Source organism: Desulfovibrionales bacterium (assembly GCA_028715605.1).
Taxonomy (GTDB): Bacteria; Desulfobacterota; QYQD01; order QYQD01; family QYQD01; genus QYQD01.
Map to the genome: position 1 here is coordinate 57,203 of JAQURM010000008.1, position 17,701 is coordinate 74,903.

Below are 17,701 nucleotides of genomic sequence, written 5' to 3' on the forward strand. Positions count from 1 at the left end.
CTGAGGCGGACCGATACCCGCAGAAAATTATCTTCTTAAATTTAAAAATCCTAACAATCTGCGTTCATCTGCGTCCAAAAAAGAATTTCACCTTTAAACTAAGGGAAAATGCCATTTTTTGCAAGCAAAACATATGCCTTCGTGCCCTTAAGCCACCAAGGCACTAAGATTATAGAATAATTCTCTTAATGTCACACTCATTCTTTATGTCTTGGTGCCTTTGTGGCTAAACAGGCACCTTAGTCTAGTGAAACCCTGAGTATCTGTTCTGTCTTTTCGGTAACTTTAAACCGTTCGTCAACCCGCCATCCAGGTATCCCCACAATCTGACCGCCTTGCTCAATTATGGGTATTTTTGACCTGAGAGGCCGTGGTATTTTTTTGTTAATAAAATAGTCCTTGACCTTTTGACTGCCGCCCATGCCGTCCGGATAAAACCGGTCGCCCGGCCGAAAATTACGCACTACCATGGGAAAAAAGATCCGCCCATAATCAAAACAAGAGGCGGGGTGCGAAGTTTCATGGAGAGAAGGCCCTACCCCACCCACTACTTCAAAAGAGACAGATTGTCCGATCTCCGGCAAAAAATACCGGCCCACGCCGTTTATCTCATATAAAAAATCTTTTGGCATCTTATCGATCCTCTTCCGGCTAAATCTCAACTCCTGATAAATCCTCTCTACTGTTACTTCGCCGGGCAGAGAAATCCTCCTATAAGGGCCGTCTTTCATGGCCAGGGATTGAATAGATTCCAGATGCCTGAACCCGATGTCCTTCAATCTTGTCCCGCTTAATTCAAGGCCCTTTTGCATGACCCTCATCTGAACCGGCCCTGGGATCTCATGATAACGCCTCAAATCCAGCGCTATCACCCGTCCCTCCGGTCCTTCTTCCAATTTAGCGAGGCCTGTCCAAGCCTCCTCAGCCATACTCGCCAGCAGGGTCTCATCCTCCCGCAGTATGGAAGCAGTCTGGAGCAAGATTCTACGGATGCGCGGATTAAAATTGGTTTCCAGCATGGGCAATAAATCGTGCCGGATACGATTTCGCAGGAAACCCCGCACCTCGTTTGAACTATCGATCCGAAAAGAAAATTTATTGGCCGTTAGATAAGATAAAATATCGGCTCGCGAGGCCTCGAGCAAAGGCCTGATAAAAATCCCTTCCCGGATAAAGGGCATGCCGGATAGCCCCCTGGCCCCGGCCCCCCGGATCAATCGCAATAAAAATTCCTCGGCCTGGTCATCGGCCGTATGTCCGAGGGCTACCCTCCGGGCCCCTGTCTTCTCCGCTGCTTCCCGCAAAAACTTATAACGAAGTTCGCGGCAGGCCTCTTCCAGAGAAAGTCCTTCTTTCTCTTTTAAGGCAAGGGCATTGCCCTGGCCCATACGAAAAGGCAGGCCGAGTTCCTCGGCCAGGTTTCCGACAAAAATGGCATCTTCTGCAGATTCTCTCCCGCGGAGGCCATGATCAAAATGGGCAATGGAAAGGTTGAGTGGACTGGTCTCTCTCAGTTCGCACAGGAGATGGAGCAGGGCCACCGAATCCGGGCCGCCGGAGACTGCCGCCACCACGTTATCCCCGGCACGAAACATGCCGCATCGGGCCACCGTCTTCCGAAATATGGATATTAAGGGTACTTGTTTCTCTTTCACTTAGGCTAAATATAATCTTTTTGCCCAATGCTGACAAGAAGAGGATTCTCTGCGGATGGGTCCATAAGCGAATATGACTGTTGGAAAACTAAAAAGCCGGCAAGACATGCCGGCTTTTTAGAACCATTGTTTCAACGTTGTGCCATTAATGTCCGCCAGTCGCAATTAAACCTGATGCGGCGGCAGACAGGACAATGACCTCAAGTAGGGCCAGCACGGCATAAACAATGTCCTTTTTCCGCAACAAGGTGGGGATGATAGCGGCATAACAGATGATCGTTACACCGGCCAGCAGGACTATGCCGATGAAGTTTAAAAAATCACCCTTACCCAGTTGGGAGGCCCACCACCAGCCAGGGGTAATATTGGCCGCCTGAAGGTAATCATGGACATTCATAGACCAATATCGACTTAAGTCTTCTACCGGTATACATGGTTCAAGGATACCCAAGACGTACACAACGAAGGTTATAACCAGGATTCCCAGCCCTGCGAGCATGCCCTTTTCAAGGACACTGGCATATAGAACTTGTTCCTCGGCTGCTCCCGGTTTCTTTATCGCATTGGTTGCCATTAGACGTCGCCTCCTTAATATCTCATTAAAAAAGTGTTATCCCTAATCCCTTGGTCAGGGCCTTGAGTCCGGCAAAGGCCAGAATGCCGATAACCATCCAGCGGATAAAGGTGGGCTTTGCCTTGGCCAGGATCTTAACCCCGATCAAAGATCCCAGCATGATGCCGATCAAACTCGGAACTACCATCATCGGTATGACACAGCCTTTATTCAAATAAATCCACGCGGCCGAGGTGTCGGTGATGGATAAGAGGAATTTGCTCGTAGCCACGCTGATCTTAAGCGGAGCGCCCATCATGAGGTTGAGCACCGGCACATTCGCCCAGCCGGCACCCAGACCAAACATACCGGCCATGACGCCAATGATGATAAAGGTTGCCAGTCCCAGAGGCGTCCGGTGTACACGCCACTCGATATCCTTACCGGTGCTTTCCTCGCGATATATGCCTGTGATGTGTAAAGCGGTGGACAGGGCATCGGGTTTCTTGACCTCGGGAAATTCAGATTTCTTGGCGGTGAGCATGATAACACAAATACCAAGAATCGTTGCCCCCAATGCGGTCTGGACGACATTCGTGGGAAGGGCCAGACCCAGCATGGCTCCCACTATGGCACAGGCCGAGGCGATTACCGCCACCGGTATAGCCAGACGCAGACTGGCCATGTTCCTCTTGAGGAGACCGGGCCCGGCAGCCAGGGCCCCGGAAAGGGCCACCAGTAAACCACACCCGCGCACGAAATCAAGGTGAAAGGGGAAAAATCCGCTGATGATCGGGACGAACAATACCCCGCCGCCCACACCGCCCAAAACAGCGACAATCCCCATGACAAAGGTGACCACAAAAAGTATAATCGGCCACTGCCACCATGGCCCGCCGGCATCCGCCGCCGCGGCCGGATCAACCGCAGCCAGCGCCGGGCTTATCCAAAGAAAGACGAGTAAAAAAATGGCAATTGGAAACAAGTATCGTTTCATTTTGCATCTCCAGTGTTGTAAAATTACAATGCGTCGTTTTATAAATGAATTGTTCTTCAATGTCAAGTATGATTTGACATCTGTCACTTTTTTGTTGACTTTTTAAACGCAATATTGAAAAGTCTTTTTATATCTGCCGGAACAGATCAGGGCTTTTCCGGCGTATATTATCCGGCGTAATTATAGTGAATGTCGTTAGTTAATAGTCATTTGTCACTGATAAAAGAGAGCAATCTTCCACAGTTAACCAATGATCGGTGACTAATGACTGACGTTGTCTATAAGCATAGACTGAGATAGACTATTATGGTTAGAGGGGGGGTATTTCGGCTATGAAAAGCAAGGAGACTATCGCCACCACCTGTAAGCTATGCCCTTTGAGCAGACACGAAAAAATACTCGTGGCCACAGATGGGTCAAGGTATAGTGAGAAGGCCTTGGATGGGGCAGTGAATATAGCTGGAAAGTGTGGAAGCAGCCTTTATGTCTTAAACGTCGTGGAACTCAACCCCGAGTTTATGTCTCTGGCCCCTGAAGCCGTAGAAAAGATGGAAAGGGATTCCAGGACGTTACTGGAGGAAACAAAAGAACGTGTTTCCCAAAAGGGCATAACGTGTGAGACCGTTATTCATGAGGGTGAGCAGCCTTATGAGTTCATTGTTAGTGAAGCAAAGAGAAAAAAAGCCGACCTTATAGTCATAGGGACACATGGAAGAACCGGACTTAAAAAACTACTTATGGGTAGTGTAGCCGCTCGCGTCATTGGCCATGCACCGTGTCCGGTAATGGTCATTCCTCTTCGAGGATCGGTTGGTCTGAAAAATATACTCGTGGCCACGGATGGTTCAATATATGCTGAAGCGGCCGTGAAGGAGGCCATAAGTATTGCCGCAGCCTGCGACAGCAAACTTAGTGCAGTGTGTGTAGTTAAAGGCCAGAGACCTACAAAATACACGAGTGAAGCAGAAAAAATCGTTGAAAGGGTCGTAAAGGGCGCCGCCAAATCCAATATCCAAGCCGAAGGAATAGTCCGTGAAGGCGAGCCCTATGAGGTTATAGCGGATCTGGCCAGGGAGAAACAGGTTGATATTATTATAATGGGCAGATACGGCCGGACCGGACTGACCAAACTATTAATGGGAAGCGTCACCAAAAGAGTAATCGGCCATGCATCCTGTGCAGTGCTGGTAATTCCGGGAAGTGTATAACCGTCCTATAGCTAACCATGATATGTTAACATCATAAATTTAAGGAGTTTTAGAGTACAGGAGGTATAATTCATGTGGGAAAAGATTCTTTTGGCCAGTAACGGAGTGGAACAGGACCGCCTGGCAATCGAAGAGGCAGTAGCGATAGCTAAACGCTTCGGGAGTTCGCTCGATATAGCAGCGGTGGTGGATGTGAACGAAGAGTTTGAAACTACGGCCCCAGGACTGACTGACAAACTCAGGGCCAAAATGAAAAAAACCATAGACGAGCTGGTCGCTCGGGCTGCCAGGGACGGTGTAAAGGCTACCGAGTCTGTGTCTGTTGGGGAAGCACATGTGCGTTTCAGTGAAAAAGTCAAGGAACTCGGGACAGATCTGGTCGTGATGGGGACGCGTGGCCGGGCCGGTCTGAAAAAGATTTTCATGGGAAGTTTAACTGCAAACGTAATCGGCCATGTGGGATGCAGTGTCCTGGTGGCCAAGGGAGAGCCCAAACGTGGTGAATACAAATCACTTCTCGTCCCCACAGACGGATCAGAGTCCAGCAACCATGCCATTCACGCGGCCTGTCGCCTCGCCAAAAAACTGGGTTCCAAGGTTACCATCCTGAATGTCGTTCCGGTGTACGGTGATCAGGTTGACCTGGCCACCAAGACCGGCCTCAGCGAGGTATTTTCCGTGGAATCTAAGGCAATTATGACGAAAGCAGAACAGATCGCTAAAGAGTACGGGCTATCCGTAACCGGCATAGTGATCGACGAAGGGTACCCCGCTGATGAAATTGCGCGTGTAGCAAAAGAGGGGAAGAGCGATCTGATTGTTATCGGGAGTCACGGAAGTGCTGGCATTACCCATGCGGTCATGGGGAGCACTGCCCAACAGGTTATCGAACAAGCGCCTTGTCCCATCCTGGTAGTAAAGCAATAATTCTACTCAGGGGCAATTAGGGAGTTGGGAGCGACAGTCGGGAAGCATCTTTCATTATGGCGTCTCCCAACTCCTTGTCAGGAACTTAATTCTTCAAACTCTGGTCCCTTATGTTCGTTAACTTTCAGCCCTAGAATAGGGGCCGTATTCTCTTCCTTTCGTTCTATCTTCACGAACGAATATATGTCATCGAGCATTTTTTTCAGATAATAGTTGACAAGGGCCTCATTGGACATAATCATATCCATCTGCCGGGTATGCAAGACGAGGTAGCCCAGAACTTTCAAACGCTCTTTGAGGAATTCCTGATCGCACCCTTCCAGGCGGGCAGAGACTACGTCCTCTTTTGCCTCAACCCGGAAGTCAAATCTACTGAGTATCTCACCGATAAAGGCAACGCGGCGGTGGCGACGTGTCACGTCGGCCGCTCCCCCCTTGAACATAAAACTCGCGTAATTTTCTCCCGGTATATCTCCAACAAAGGCCTCCACCGTGGAAAAGTGAAACCCGAGCTTTGAGCTGAGATTACAGAAATGCCGGGAGATCATGAAGTAATTCCGTTCGGCAAAGTTTGCCCCCGTATCTGGACCTATCTCCGGGCGCATGGTGGCTTCGAACATAACGGATACCATGCCCTTGGTGTCCACGGCCGGTCCCTTCCAGGGTATGGCGGTAATCCCCTCCCACAGGGCGAGCATAGGGATTGAAGCGATGTTATCAATTGAAACTCTCTTTCCCTCGACTGGGACGTTGAAGCCATCCTCGAGATCGACCACCCACCATTGCATCGGCACGCCGCAGACCAATCTCTTACTTGCTCTCCGCGAAAGATGATATTGATCGCCGGATTCAAACATTTCCCGGACCGATACCTCGTGAATGAAACGAGTAATGTCGTGCACCGTTCGGCATTTTGACGGGGTAAAATCTACCGAATCGGGATCGGTCAGGTTGAGGGGCGTGATATTGGTGAGAACCTGTTCGAGGGTCTTGTATATCGGACTTCCCTTCATGAGACTCAGCCTTTCGGGTCGCACGCCCAAGAGCGATTCGATCCGCCCGGAATAAATCCTGCCGTTATCCGCATCCACAGTAATCAGATCGCCATTTTTTATCTTAGTGGCGGCCGCAGGCACTCCAACCAACGCCGGGACGCCAAATTCCCGGGAAACGGTGGCCAGATGTCCGGCGACGCCGCCCTGTTCAGCCACTACTGCCGCGGCCTTGTGCAGTATTGCGGCCCAACGCGGATAAGCAAATTTGGTAACCATAACCGCACCATCAGGAAAGTGCGCCATGTCATCCTCATGTTGTAGCAAAAACGCCGGACCTGCAGCCACCCCTGGACTAGCCGTGATATCACCGTACAGTAGTGGCTCAGGTCCTTTCTCCTCACTCGGTATAACGGGCTTCCTTCGTTCCATGGACGACTTCAGGCGGATTAAAGGACGACATTGGAGTATCACTACAGAACCGTCGCCTGTGATGGACCATTCCACATCCTGTGCTCCGCCGAAATGGGCCTCCAGGCGCGAACAGATCTCAGCCAGAAAAAGTGCCTGCTCATCCGTAACAGAGGGAACCTCACGTTCTTTTTCCGGGACTTCGACCGCACCAAGTCCGCCTCCGGCAGCCGGAACTAATTTTATCCCCTTTGGGCGAATAGTTTTAGCCAGTATTTTTACAGGCTTGGTATGCGACAGCACGAAAAGATCGGGGGAGGTCGTACCGTCAACCACTGCCTTGGCCAGTCCCCAGGTGGCATTGATGATTATCTGGTCTTTGCGGAAGTCCTCTGGATCTCTTGAATACGCCACCCCGCTGGCTACCGGATCGACCATGGCCACAACGCCCACACACATGGCAATATCCTCATCACGGAAACCCATATTCAGTCGGTAGGCAATAGCTGAGAGGGAATATTTACTGGCAACCACTTCCTTATAGGCGTTGACAAGGTTTGTACCGTCAACATTTAGGATCGACCGGTACTGGCCGGCAAAGGTAGCCTTCTGTTGGTCTTCACCGAGGGCGCTGCTTCTGGCAGCAACTTTGACCCCTGGTGTTGTTTTTCCCTCAAGCTGCCGGTAGGCAGCCTTGATGGCCTCTTCAAGTTCAGGAGGAAGCGGGGCCTGAAGAATGGCGGCGCGAATCCTGGAGGCTTCCTTCTCCAGTTTCTCGATATCCGAGAGATCTACGGAACTGATCCAACGGTTAATTTCATCTTGTAGCTTATTGTAGATTATAAATCTCTCATAGGCGGCGACCGTAACAGTGAACCCTTCCGGTACCCGTACACCGGACACTTTGGCAATGGAGCCGAGGTTTGCCATCTTGCTTCCCACCTGCCCGGCCATGGTTTCATCAACGTGGTCAAGGGGAATAACGAATGCTCCTCCAGCCAGGACCTTTCGTTCGGCCAGCGCGGTGTCGATCTTACCGAACACGTCCTTTGCAGCCTCAAAAAGCCGCCAGTATTTGCCTCCCCCCAGTTCATTGATACCCTTTATCATCTTATATAGGTTCACAGAGATAGCAGTACAGTTTGCCCTGACAAAGTCCATGCCGAAACTGCGCTTACCGTGCAGCATCTTTTCCATGTCGGCCATTATTTCAAGGACTTTATTATTAGAACCCAGCAGGGTCGTAAAGTGCCAATAACGAAGCTTAAAGGCGGCATATAAGTCCGCTTCCTCCGCTGCGCTCAGACGTTGTTGGGGTTCTTCTTTTGAAAAAAGCCTTTTTATTGATTCCCAGAAAGCCAAAGCGATTACCTCATATCTCTAAAAATTAAAGCTCCCCCCAGCCCGCCTTGCGGCGGACGGGGAATCTCCATATGCAAGGTAAAATACATCGTATTCGCTCGCTAACCCCGCTGCAAACAGCGGGGAACGCGCTCGCGCTATGCATGTTCACAGGCCCTTTGTTTTATAATGAATTATACAGCACAAAACGTCAACCGGAAAGGGGCTGTAAGTTAAAAGACCAGCCCCGGTGTACGCATCAACGGTATCTTGCGCGGATATGGACCTCACACAAAAAAGGGCCTCTAGTGATAGAGACCCTTTTTCATGTGGATATCCCACTGGATGCCTTGCCTATTTTTCCATCCTTACCACCAGCACCGAGCAGGGGGCATGGTTTACCACTCGTGAGGCCACACCTCCCAGGATGATCCGAGCCGTGGCCCCTAACCCACGGCTGCCTATGGCAATAATGTCAAACCTACCTTTCTTGGCGGTGGTAATGATGGCATCAGACACCGAATTTGATGAAACCACTGAAGTCTTCGGGCTTATACCAGCCGCTGAGAGAACCTTCTGAGCCTCTTCTAACGCCCTTTCTGCATAGGCAGTAACTTTTTTCTCAAGGGACTCCCGTTCACGGGCCGTATATTCAATATCTATATCGGCAATAGAAGGCGTTACGGTCATAAGGGCTACCTGAGCGCCTGTGGCCCTGGCCATATCGGAGACCATCTTGACCGCCTCCATGGCATATTTGGAACCGTCGATCGGCACTAATATCTTCATGTTTACCTCCTGTCTTAGATTGTAGTACTGTCAAGAATCTTGCCACAGAGAACACAGAGATATCATCAGGGTAAGACAGCATCTGGTTCCTCCCTGGCTTCTCCAATGTTCTTGTTTGTCCCTATAACATGGCTTAATCACAGCCCTGGAGAGTGTACAGGTTCCGGAAGTGCCATAAAACTATTTCTTTTTTCATTGCTCTGTCTTTTTCTTTTGATTCCTTTACCTTGCTCTGTGCACTCTGTGTTCTCTGTGGCTTATTTTTCATGAACCTTTTGACATTACCAGGTTTTTTTATTCCTTCTTGGCCTTGGATTTGGTCATGGTCAGTCCTATTCCGTTGAATAACTCGTAGATCGAATAACCAAACCACAACGTGTAGATGACGTAGCCACCCAGCAACGCCACCAGAAGCGCCACGTGGTCTTTGACCTTCTCCTGCGTTATACCGTAAAAATTGTAGCCGGGCTCAATAACCTTGCCTATTACCTCATCCAGGAAAAGAGACTCCTCAAAACGTTCCTGCTTATCCAGATCCTTCTTGACCCCCTTTAAGGCCGAATGCCAGATATACATGACCTCCTTCTCATCGTAACCGTATTTGGCGGCCACCTCCGCCCCCCGGTCATTAAACATAAGATCAGCATCGTTCTCCGCGACCAGCAGCGTCTTGCCAAAGTCTCCGCCGCTTAGAGTGACCTTGTCTCCTGCTACCACGGCATTCGAGCCGTTTTTACTGAAAAGTATGGCGGCTTTTTCTGCCTCGGATCCATCTTTCATCTTGATGGTCATATCCAGGGGGGTACCCGCAAACTTGTGCGTCTTTTCCACGTACTTCGGGATAAAGTAGGTCGATCCCTTGGCCAGGGAGTTGAACATGTCATCCGCATAGATAATGGTCGTTTTCCCCTTAAAAAGCGGCACAAACATGATAACGTAAAATACTATGGCAAAAGAGACTAACAGAAGCAGACCCAGGTTGAATGCCTTGCTGTTTTTTACCAACATGGTTTATCCCTCCCCTCTCAATGTTCTCATGTTCCCAAAAAACTTACCAAAGACAAACGCGCCGAATGTCGTGACCACTGCAAAGAAGAGGACTATGCCTATGGTATCAAACATACCGGCGGTCGATTTGGCTATGTCAATCCACCCTAACTCGTTGAATTTATTCGGAAGGGCAAAGAGCCGGTTGAAGAAACCGGCCAGAACGGCCATGGCATAAAAGGCACGGATATAGATGCCGCGCACCACCTTGGTCGTCAACGCCCCGATCTGGATACCAATGAGGGAGCCGAGGAGCATGCCCATGGCCAAGGTGTAGAAGACAAAGCCATAGATGGCATATTGCGAGATAGAGGCAAAGCCGGCCGTCATGATGATCTGAAGAATATCAGTACCCACCGTGGTAAACGAAGACACACCGAGCATGTAGACAAATATCGGAAAGGTCAGGAAGCCGCCGCCGACACCCATGATGGCCGCCACAAAACCGACAAAGGTCCCGCAAATACCCACAATCCAGGCCGAGAGTTTCCTGCCGCCGGGAACCAGGTCCTCATCAAAAGCGATCATGGGCGGCATGTTGATGGCCTGGAGTTTTCGGGGCAGGCCGGTCAACTCGCCAACCGGGCCACCGCCGTGTGCCCCACCCTCGTCGCCTTTCTTGCTGGCTTTCACAAAGTCCAGCATGGCATAGATGCCGAGAAAACCGAGCAGTAAGGCGTACACGATGCTGATAAAGGTGTCACTGATAACCGGGTTCATGTTGTAGAGGGCCCGGTTGATAACTCCGCCGCCAAGCACGCCAAAGATGGACCCGCCGACAAAGGCGATGGCCAGTCCCACGGAGACGTTGCCCAGTTTCTTGTGCACGGCCGTCCCCATGATGGCCTTGGCAAAGATGTGGAAGAGGTCTGTACCCACGGCCGTGATACCCTTGATACCGGCGCTCATCAGGGCCGGGGCGATAACAAAGCCGCCTCCTGCGCCGATGCAACCCGTAATCAGTCCGGCGATAAGGCCGATGGCTATCGAGGACAGAAATATAGTAGTCGTATAGGTGGCCGGGGCGTATGCCTTCTTGCCGCCCAGGATGTGCGGAAGGTCTGCCGCCGAGGCCACCATTACGGCCAGGATCGGCAGCAGCAATGCAAGTAATATCAACAACTTTTTCCTGTTTTTCAAGATGGACATGGATGCTTCATAGTCCCATCTGGCGTGTGCGGCGGACGCCATAACTAACACCTGATAAATTTTTCTCGTCGTTTTCATCAATATCCCCCCTGTTGGTTTGGTTAGTTATAGCATGGGCGAAGGTGCGAAATACGGACGTCCACGCTTGGTAAATTTTGTATACTAAACCTTGGTTACCGTGCCTCTACCCCCCCTTAATTAAAAAAAGCCCCGCCGTCTTCATAGTGCCTCCCTCCTCGCCGTTTTTATTTGAAAAAGCCTTACGTAAGATCGTATGAACAGCAATTCATTGTTTCTATACCAATATTAGATAAATGGCAAACAAAATTGTAAAAAGGCATCTATTCCCCCTCTCTGTTACTCGGAAAATCCTTTTAAATCCCCCTAGGAGACTGTGGCGTAATAAGTGAGGAGATTATCAAGTAAAATAGGACATTTCTAAATTGGCTTGACAGGAATTTTTCTCTTCTTGACTTAAGTTATTATCTGCATTAAATTTAACGCGTAAGCGAGAGTGGCGGAATTGGCAGACGCGCTGGACTTAGGATCCAGTCCGCTACCGTGGGTGGGGGTTCAAATCCCCCCTCTCGCACCATTACTAATTCAAGAGGTCAGGAGTACAAAAAACGTGAGATGCAGAGTTGAGGATATAAGCGCCGTCCGCAAGAAGATCTATGTTGAGATTCCTCAAGAAGTCGTGGCTGAGGAGATTGAAAACGCTTACAGGGCCTTAAACAAGAAAGTGAGGATAAAGGGGTTCCGTCCAGGCAAGATCCCCAGGGAGATTTTAGAACGTTACTACCGTCAAAATGTGGAAGTAGATACCCTGGATAAACTTCTCAACGATTCCTACCCCAGGGCCGTTCATGAGACAGGGCTTTCTCCGGTGGCCAGACCCGTGATTGATGAGGAAGAATTCAAGCCCGGGGAGTATCTTAAATACACAGCTACGGTAGAGGTTAAGCCGCTTATAGAAGTGAAGGATTACCTGGAACTGGAGATTGAGAGGAAGGAGTCGCCAGTTACCGACCAGGACGTGGACAAAAAACTGGATGAGCTCCGGCAGATGAATGCTCATTTTAAATCCATTGATGAAGACCGGCCGATCAGAGAGGGAGATGTAGCGGTTATTGATTATAAGGGATTTCGGGACGGCAACCCCGTGGAGGGAAGTAACGGACAAAGTTATCATCTGGAGGTCGGCTCCGGGCTTTTCAATCCGGATTTTGAAAGGCAATTAATTGGTTTGTCGAAAAATGCCGAAACAGAAATAAAGGTGACCTTCTCAGAGGATTTTGCAAATAAAACAATGGCCGGAAAGACTATGGATTTCCAGGTTGGTGTAAATGACATAAAAGAAAGGGTTGTCCCGGCCTTAGATGATGCATTTGCTGTGGATCTGGGCGCTGACTTTAAGAACCTCGAAGACCTGCGCAATAAGGTCAAAGAGACCCTGGTTGAGGCCCAAAAAAAGCAGTCTGAAGCCGATATGCGGCGCCAGGTTATGGATATGCTGATAGCAAAATGTGATTTTGAATTGCCGGAGAGTCTCCTGGAAGGAGAAATAGACGCTATAGTGGATGAGTCCCGGCGTAAGCTGGCAAGAATGGGCATACCCGTTGAATCTACGGGTATTTCCGATAAAGAACTACGTAACAAATTTAGAGAAGAGGCGGGGAAGCGAGCCCGGGGCTCGCTCATCCTGGAGGAGATAGCACGCAGGGAAAATCTAAAGGTGGAAGAGAAGGATATTGACGAAGAATTCGCCAAGGTAGCCCGCACGCTCAACATGAAGCCGGAAGAGGCTAATCACCTGCGCGCCAACCCTAACCTTATGCAATCATTGCCGGATTATATATTACCCCAGAAGACACTGGATTATCTTATAGAACATGCGAAGATAAAATTGGCTCAGGCTGCTGTGGAATAAGTATTGAAAATAGATGGAGATTGGAAGATGACATTAATACCTATTGTTGTAGAACAGAGCTCACGCGGTGAACGGGCTTATGATATCTATTCGCGCCTTTTAAAGGAAAGAATAATCTTTTTGGGGTCTTCAATAGATGACGACCTGGCTAATCTGGTGATTGCGCAGATGCTTTTTTTGGAGGCTGAAGACCCGGATAAGGATATTACCCTGTACATTAATTCCCCCGGGGGAATAGTGACGGCCGGACTGGCCGTCTATGATACCATGCAGTACATAAAACCAAATATTGTGACTCTGTGCATGGGGCAGGCTTCCAGTATGGCCGCACTACTCCTGGCCGCAGGGGCTAAGGGCAAACGCTATGCGCTGCCGCATTCGCGTATTTTGATTCATCAGCCCCTGGGCGGCGCCCAGGGTCAGGCCACAGACGTAGATATTCAGGCGCGGGAGATTTTGCGGCTGCGTGAAGAGCTGAACAAGATTTTGTCGGATCACACCGGCCAATCCATTGAGCGGATCAGCAGGGATACGGACCGCGATTTCTTTATGGGCGGCGGGCAGGCCATGGAATACGGCCTCATTGATGAGGTTATAGCTAAACGGCCTGTGCTTAAAAAGGAGGAAAATTAATGTCAAAAAAGGCTGATAGAAAGGGAAGCGATTTACTCTGTTCTTTTTGCGGTAAAAGCCAGGACGAGGTCAAGAAGCTGATCGCAGGGCCGGCTGTCTATATCTGTGATGAGTGTATAGAACTCTGTAATGATATTATGGCTGAGGAGTATGAGAAGGAAGAGGTGGCCAAGAGGAGCGGCTCGATACCAAAGCCTCGAGAGATCAAAAATATCATGGATGAATATGTAATAGGCCAGGAAAGGGCAAAAAAGATACTGGCCGTAGCGGTTCACAACCACTATAAAAGAATTGACAGCCGGGTCGATACCCAGGGCATAGAACTGCAAAAGAGTAACATCCTCCTTGTCGGCCCAACGGGTTGCGGGAAGACTCTTCTGGCCCAGACCCTGGCCAAGATACTGAATGTCCCCTTTACTATTGCCGATGCCACTTCTCTCACCGAGGCCGGTTATGTGGGTGAGGATGTTGAGAATATTATCTTAAGCCTGTTGCAGGCGGCTGACTACGATGTGGCCCTGGCCTCGCGGGGTATAGTTTACATTGATGAAATCGATAAGATCGCCCGAAAATCAGACAACCCGTCTATCACCCGTGACGTCTCCGGCGAAGGCGTACAGCAGGCATTACTCAAGATTATAGAAGGGACTACGGCCAACGTCCCGCCCAAGGGTGGTCGCAAACACCCCCAGCAGGAATTTGTCAAGGTGGATACTACCAATATCCTTTTCATCTGCGGTGGGGCATTTGTTGGCCTGGAAAACATCATCAGAAACAGGATCGGGGTCAAGTCCATGGGCTTTGGCGCCGATATTCGCGGGGCGTCCCAGTCCAGGCTTGGTGATATCCTGGGTGAGGTCAAGCCGGAAGACCTCTTGCGTTTTGGTCTTATACCGGAATTTGTGGGAAGATTGCCGGTCGTGGCCACACTGGAAGAACTGGATGAAGAGGCGCTTATCAAGATATTGAAAGAGCCTAAAAATGCCCTGGTCAAACAGTATAAGAAGCTTTTCGAGCTTGATCATATTAACTTACGCTTCACCGAAGGGGCGCTGGTGGCCGTGGCCCGTGAAAGTATGAAAAGAAAGTCCGGCGCCAGAGGATTAAGATCTATTCTTGAGAATGCCATGCTGGACATAATGTATGAACTCCCCTCTAAGGGGGACGCAAGGGAATGTGTGATCAGCGAAGAGGTAATACTCAATAGAGAGGAACCCATTATCCTGTATGAGACAACAAAGGCTCGTAGTGCATAAGGGGTATATTTATGTTTGGTTCTAACGCAAAGGGGAAAGAGGATGCCTTGAAAAGGGAGAAGATCGTTGTCCCGCTTTTACCGCTGCGTGATATAGTGATTTTCCCGCACATGGTAGCGCCGCTTTTTGTGGGAAGGGAGAAGTCCATCCAGGCATTGGAAGATGCTATGGGTCGAAAGGCGGATCTTTTCCTTACAGCGCAAAAGGATGCCAAAAGAGACGAGCCCGGCGAAAGAGATATAGAACCCATTGGAACCATAGGCAGTATATTACAACTCCTGCGTCTGCCGGACGGTACGGTGAAACTCCTGGTCGAGGGTAAGAGGCGCGGGAAGATAACGCAATTCCTGCCCCATAAAAACTTCTTCCTGGTTGAAGTCGAGGAGATGGCTGATACGGGTGAGCATGGTCTGGAAAAAGAGGCGTTGGTGCGCACCGTACGTTCTACCTTTGAGGAGTATGCAAAATTTAACAAAAAGATACCTTCAGAAGTACTGTTATCTATTGCTTCTATTGATGATGTCTCTAAGTTAGCCGACACCATGGCATCTCATTTGACCTTGCGCCTCGCAGACAAACAGGCCGTTCTGGAGACGTTGAATCTGGCCAAGCGTCTGGAAAAGCTTTATCACCTGATGTGCGCCGAGATAGAGGTCGCTCAGATCGAGCATCGCATAAAAGACCGGGTCAAAAAGCAGATGGAGAAGACCCAGAAGGAATATTATCTCAGCGAACAGATGCGTGCCATCCAGAAGGAGATGGGCGGTAAAGATGACTTTAAAAGTGAGATGAATGAACTCGAGCAAAAGATTAAACGGAAGCGGATGTCGAAAGAGGCCGCAGCCAAGGTGCGTAATGAGTTCAAGAAACTGAAGATGATGTCGCCTATGTCCGCTGAGGCTACTGTTGTCCGTAATTATATAGACTGGTTGATTTCCCTCCCCTGGTATGAAAAGAGCAGGAATCAGATAGATATTAACGAGGCAGAGAGGATCCTGGAAGAGGATCATTATGGTCTTAAGAAGCCGAAGGAAAGGATTATTGAATACCTGGCGGTCCAGAGTCTTGTCAAAAAGATGAAAGGGCCGATTCTCTGTCTGGTAGGCCCGCCCGGAGTAGGAAAGACTTCTCTGGCCAAGTCCATAGCGCGGGCCACCAGGCGAAACTTTATCCGCTTATCTCTGGGTGGAGTAAGGGATGAGGCGGAAATCCGGGGTCACCGGCGGACATATATAGGGGCTATGCCCGGGAAGATAATACAATCTTTGCGCAAGGCCAAAGTCAATAACCCGGTCTTCTGTCTGGATGAAGTGGACAAGATGAGCATGGATTTTCGCGGCGATCCTTCCGCTGCCCTCCTGGAGGTGCTTGATCCGGAACAAAATCATAGCTTTAATGACCATTATCTCGATATCGATTATGATTTATCGGAAATTCTCTTTATAACTACGGCTAATACCCTCCACGCTATTCCACCTCCCTTACAGGACAGGATGGAGGTTATTCAACTTTCCGGATATACGGAAGAAGAGAAATTAAATATTGCCAGGAAATTTTTAATCCCAAAGCAGATTCAGGCTAATGGTCTTCAGAAGGGTGACCTGGATATTACAGATAATGCTATTCTGGGAATCAGCCGCCGTTATACCCGGGAAGCCGGCGTCCGTAACTTAGAGAGGGAGATTTCCAGTATATGCCGTAAGGTGGCCAAGGAGATTGCCAAAAACAAAGAGGAGAGGCGAAAGGCGGTGGTTAATGCCCAGTCCCTGGAGAAATATCTTGGTGTTCCTCGTTACCGCTATGGCCTGGCTGAAGAGAAGGATGAGATCGGGGTGGCTACCGGACTGGCCTGGACAGAGTTCGGCGGGGAGATACTGCAGATTGAAGCAGTTATCATGCCCGGGAAAGGCAACCTGACCATCACAGGTAAGCTGGGCGATGTCATGCAGGAATCGGCCAGGGCCGCCCTCAGCTATGTCCGTTCCAGGGCTGAAAGCCTTGGACTGGATGCTGATTTTTACCAGAAGATAGATATCCATATTCATGTGCCGGAAGGAGCTATCCCCAAAGATGGTCCGTCGGCCGGTATTACCATGGCCACGGCTATAACCTCGGCCTTGCTTAAGATCCCGGTCCATAAAGATACGGCCATGACAGGCGAAATTACATTGAGGGGCCGTGTACTGCCTATTGGCGGGCTTAAAGAAAAGATGCTGGCGGCAAGGCGGAGTAATGTGAGTGCGGTGTTTATCCCTCGTGAGAATGAAAAAGACCTCAAAGATATTCCCCCTAGGTTGATTAAATCTATCCAAGTGGAAATGGTTGAAAGCATGGACGAGGTGCTCAAGAAGGCGCTGGTATTGGATGACCCGGAGTCTTTATTCAAGGGTCCGGCATCCTCTCCGGTAGGCGTTTTCCCTAAAGGGGAGGTCCTTCCAGAAATTACCGCCCATTGATGTATTGCTTCTTATAACTTTATGTACATTTTGCTTGACTTGCCAAAATGGAGTTGTTAATAGTACAAACCTGATCAGGGGCGGATAGCTCAGTTGGGAGAGCATCGGCCTTACAAGCCGGGGGTCACAGGTTCAAGCCCTGTTCCGCCTACCATTTCTTGTCTTAAAATAATCGTCGGGGTCGTAGTTCAGTTTGGTTAGAACGCCGGCCTGTCACGCCGGAGGTCGCGAGTTCGAGTCTCGTCGGCCCCGCCAATAACGTTAAGGGATTAGTCATGATGGCTAATCCCTTTTTTATTTTTGACTGGGGATTCGTGACCCCGCTGCCCCAGAAATGACTTGACACTTCCGCCCCAT

Annotated in this window: 13 protein-coding genes and 3 tRNA genes; 9 read left to right on the forward strand and 7 right to left on the reverse strand. The window is 49.7% G+C overall.

Translation table 11 applies throughout. The features are described 5' to 3' along the window. Positions 1 to 239: 239 nt before the first annotated feature. From tilS to PHT49_09005, 3 genes are all read right to left on the reverse strand, one after another. Positions 240 to 1,655 carry a tRNA lysidine(34) synthetase TilS gene (gene tilS / locus PHT49_08995; protein ID MDD5452015.1) on the reverse strand — a complete coding sequence of 472 codons (1,416 nt, stop codon included), beginning with the start codon at positions 1,653 to 1,655 and terminating at the stop codon, positions 240 to 242. A gap of 145 nt (positions 1,656 to 1,800) precedes the next feature. Then, positions 1,801 to 2,229: a DUF1634 domain-containing protein gene (locus PHT49_09000; protein MDD5452016.1), complete on the reverse strand. Its 429-nt coding sequence runs from the start codon at positions 2,227 to 2,229 to the stop codon at positions 1,801 to 1,803. A 25-nt stretch (positions 2,230 to 2,254) separates the two neighbouring features. Continuing rightward, positions 2,255 to 3,205, reverse strand: a complete 951-nt coding sequence (locus PHT49_09005; protein MDD5452017.1) for a sulfite exporter TauE/SafE family protein — start codon at positions 3,203 to 3,205, stop codon at positions 2,255 to 2,257. Positions 3,206 to 3,537: 332 nt separating this feature from the next. Here PHT49_09005 and PHT49_09010 point away from each other — a divergent pair, with 332 nt between their 5' ends. Continuing rightward, the gene (locus PHT49_09010) at positions 3,538 to 4,413 is read left to right on the forward strand and encodes a universal stress protein (GenBank protein MDD5452018.1); all 876 of its coding nucleotides are present in this window, start codon (positions 3,538 to 3,540) and stop codon (positions 4,411 to 4,413) included. Between the two features lie 72 nt (positions 4,414 to 4,485). Beyond that, complete coding sequence (locus PHT49_09015) at positions 4,486 to 5,340, forward strand: universal stress protein (GenBank protein ID MDD5452019.1); 855 nt, start codon at positions 4,486 to 4,488, stop codon at positions 5,338 to 5,340. 77 nt (positions 5,341 to 5,417) lie between these two features. Here the strand turns inward: PHT49_09015 and PHT49_09020 are convergent, their stop codons facing one another. From PHT49_09020 to PHT49_09035, 4 genes are all read right to left on the reverse strand, one after another. After that, a complete protein-coding gene (locus PHT49_09020; protein MDD5452020.1) occupies positions 5,418 to 8,105 on the reverse strand; it encodes a PEP/pyruvate-binding domain-containing protein in 2,688 nt (895 codons plus the stop codon). A 333-nt stretch (positions 8,106 to 8,438) separates the two neighbouring features. Further along, positions 8,439 to 8,873: a universal stress protein gene (locus PHT49_09025; GenBank protein ID MDD5452021.1), complete on the reverse strand. Its 435-nt coding sequence runs from the start codon at positions 8,871 to 8,873 to the stop codon at positions 8,439 to 8,441. Between the two features lie 294 nt (positions 8,874 to 9,167). Further along, the gene (locus PHT49_09030) at positions 9,168 to 9,881 is read right to left on the reverse strand and encodes a hypothetical protein (protein MDD5452022.1); all 714 of its coding nucleotides are present in this window, start codon (positions 9,879 to 9,881) and stop codon (positions 9,168 to 9,170) included. A gap of 3 nt (positions 9,882 to 9,884) precedes the next feature. Further along, positions 9,885 to 11,147 (reverse strand): sulfite exporter TauE/SafE family protein, encoded by a 1,263-nt coding sequence (locus tag PHT49_09035; protein MDD5452023.1) that lies wholly within the window; start codon positions 11,145 to 11,147, stop codon positions 9,885 to 9,887. 430 nt (positions 11,148 to 11,577) lie between these two features. On the opposite strand from PHT49_09035, the gene PHT49_09040 reads away from it, so the two are divergent. The 7 genes from PHT49_09040 to PHT49_09070 all read left to right on the forward strand — a co-directional run bounded on the left by PHT49_09040 (position 11,578) and on the right by PHT49_09070 (position 17,599). After that, positions 11,578 to 11,664: transfer RNA gene (locus tag PHT49_09040), tRNA-Leu, on the forward strand. 33 nt (positions 11,665 to 11,697) lie between these two features. Further along, positions 11,698 to 12,999: a trigger factor gene (gene tig / locus PHT49_09045; protein ID MDD5452024.1), complete on the forward strand. Its 1,302-nt coding sequence runs from the start codon at positions 11,698 to 11,700 to the stop codon at positions 12,997 to 12,999. Between the two features lie 27 nt (positions 13,000 to 13,026). After that, positions 13,027 to 13,632 carry an ATP-dependent Clp endopeptidase proteolytic subunit ClpP gene (clpP, locus tag PHT49_09050; protein MDD5452025.1) on the forward strand — a complete coding sequence of 202 codons (606 nt, stop codon included), beginning with the start codon at positions 13,027 to 13,029 and terminating at the stop codon, positions 13,630 to 13,632. Further along, positions 13,632 to 14,888: an ATP-dependent Clp protease ATP-binding subunit ClpX gene (gene clpX, locus PHT49_09055; GenBank protein MDD5452026.1), complete on the forward strand. Its 1,257-nt coding sequence runs from the start codon at positions 13,632 to 13,634 to the stop codon at positions 14,886 to 14,888. The genes clpP and clpX overlap by 1 nt, the downstream gene beginning before the upstream one ends. Positions 14,889 to 14,899: 11 nt before the next feature. Further along, complete coding sequence (gene lon, locus PHT49_09060; protein ID MDD5452027.1) at positions 14,900 to 17,344, forward strand: endopeptidase La; 2,445 nt, start codon at positions 14,900 to 14,902, stop codon at positions 17,342 to 17,344. A 78-nt stretch (positions 17,345 to 17,422) separates the two neighbouring features. Next, positions 17,423 to 17,498 (forward strand) — tRNA-Val (locus tag PHT49_09065). Between the two features lie 23 nt (positions 17,499 to 17,521). Then, positions 17,522 to 17,599, forward strand: a tRNA-Asp gene (locus tag PHT49_09070). The last annotated feature ends 102 nt before the right edge of the window (positions 17,600 to 17,701 follow it).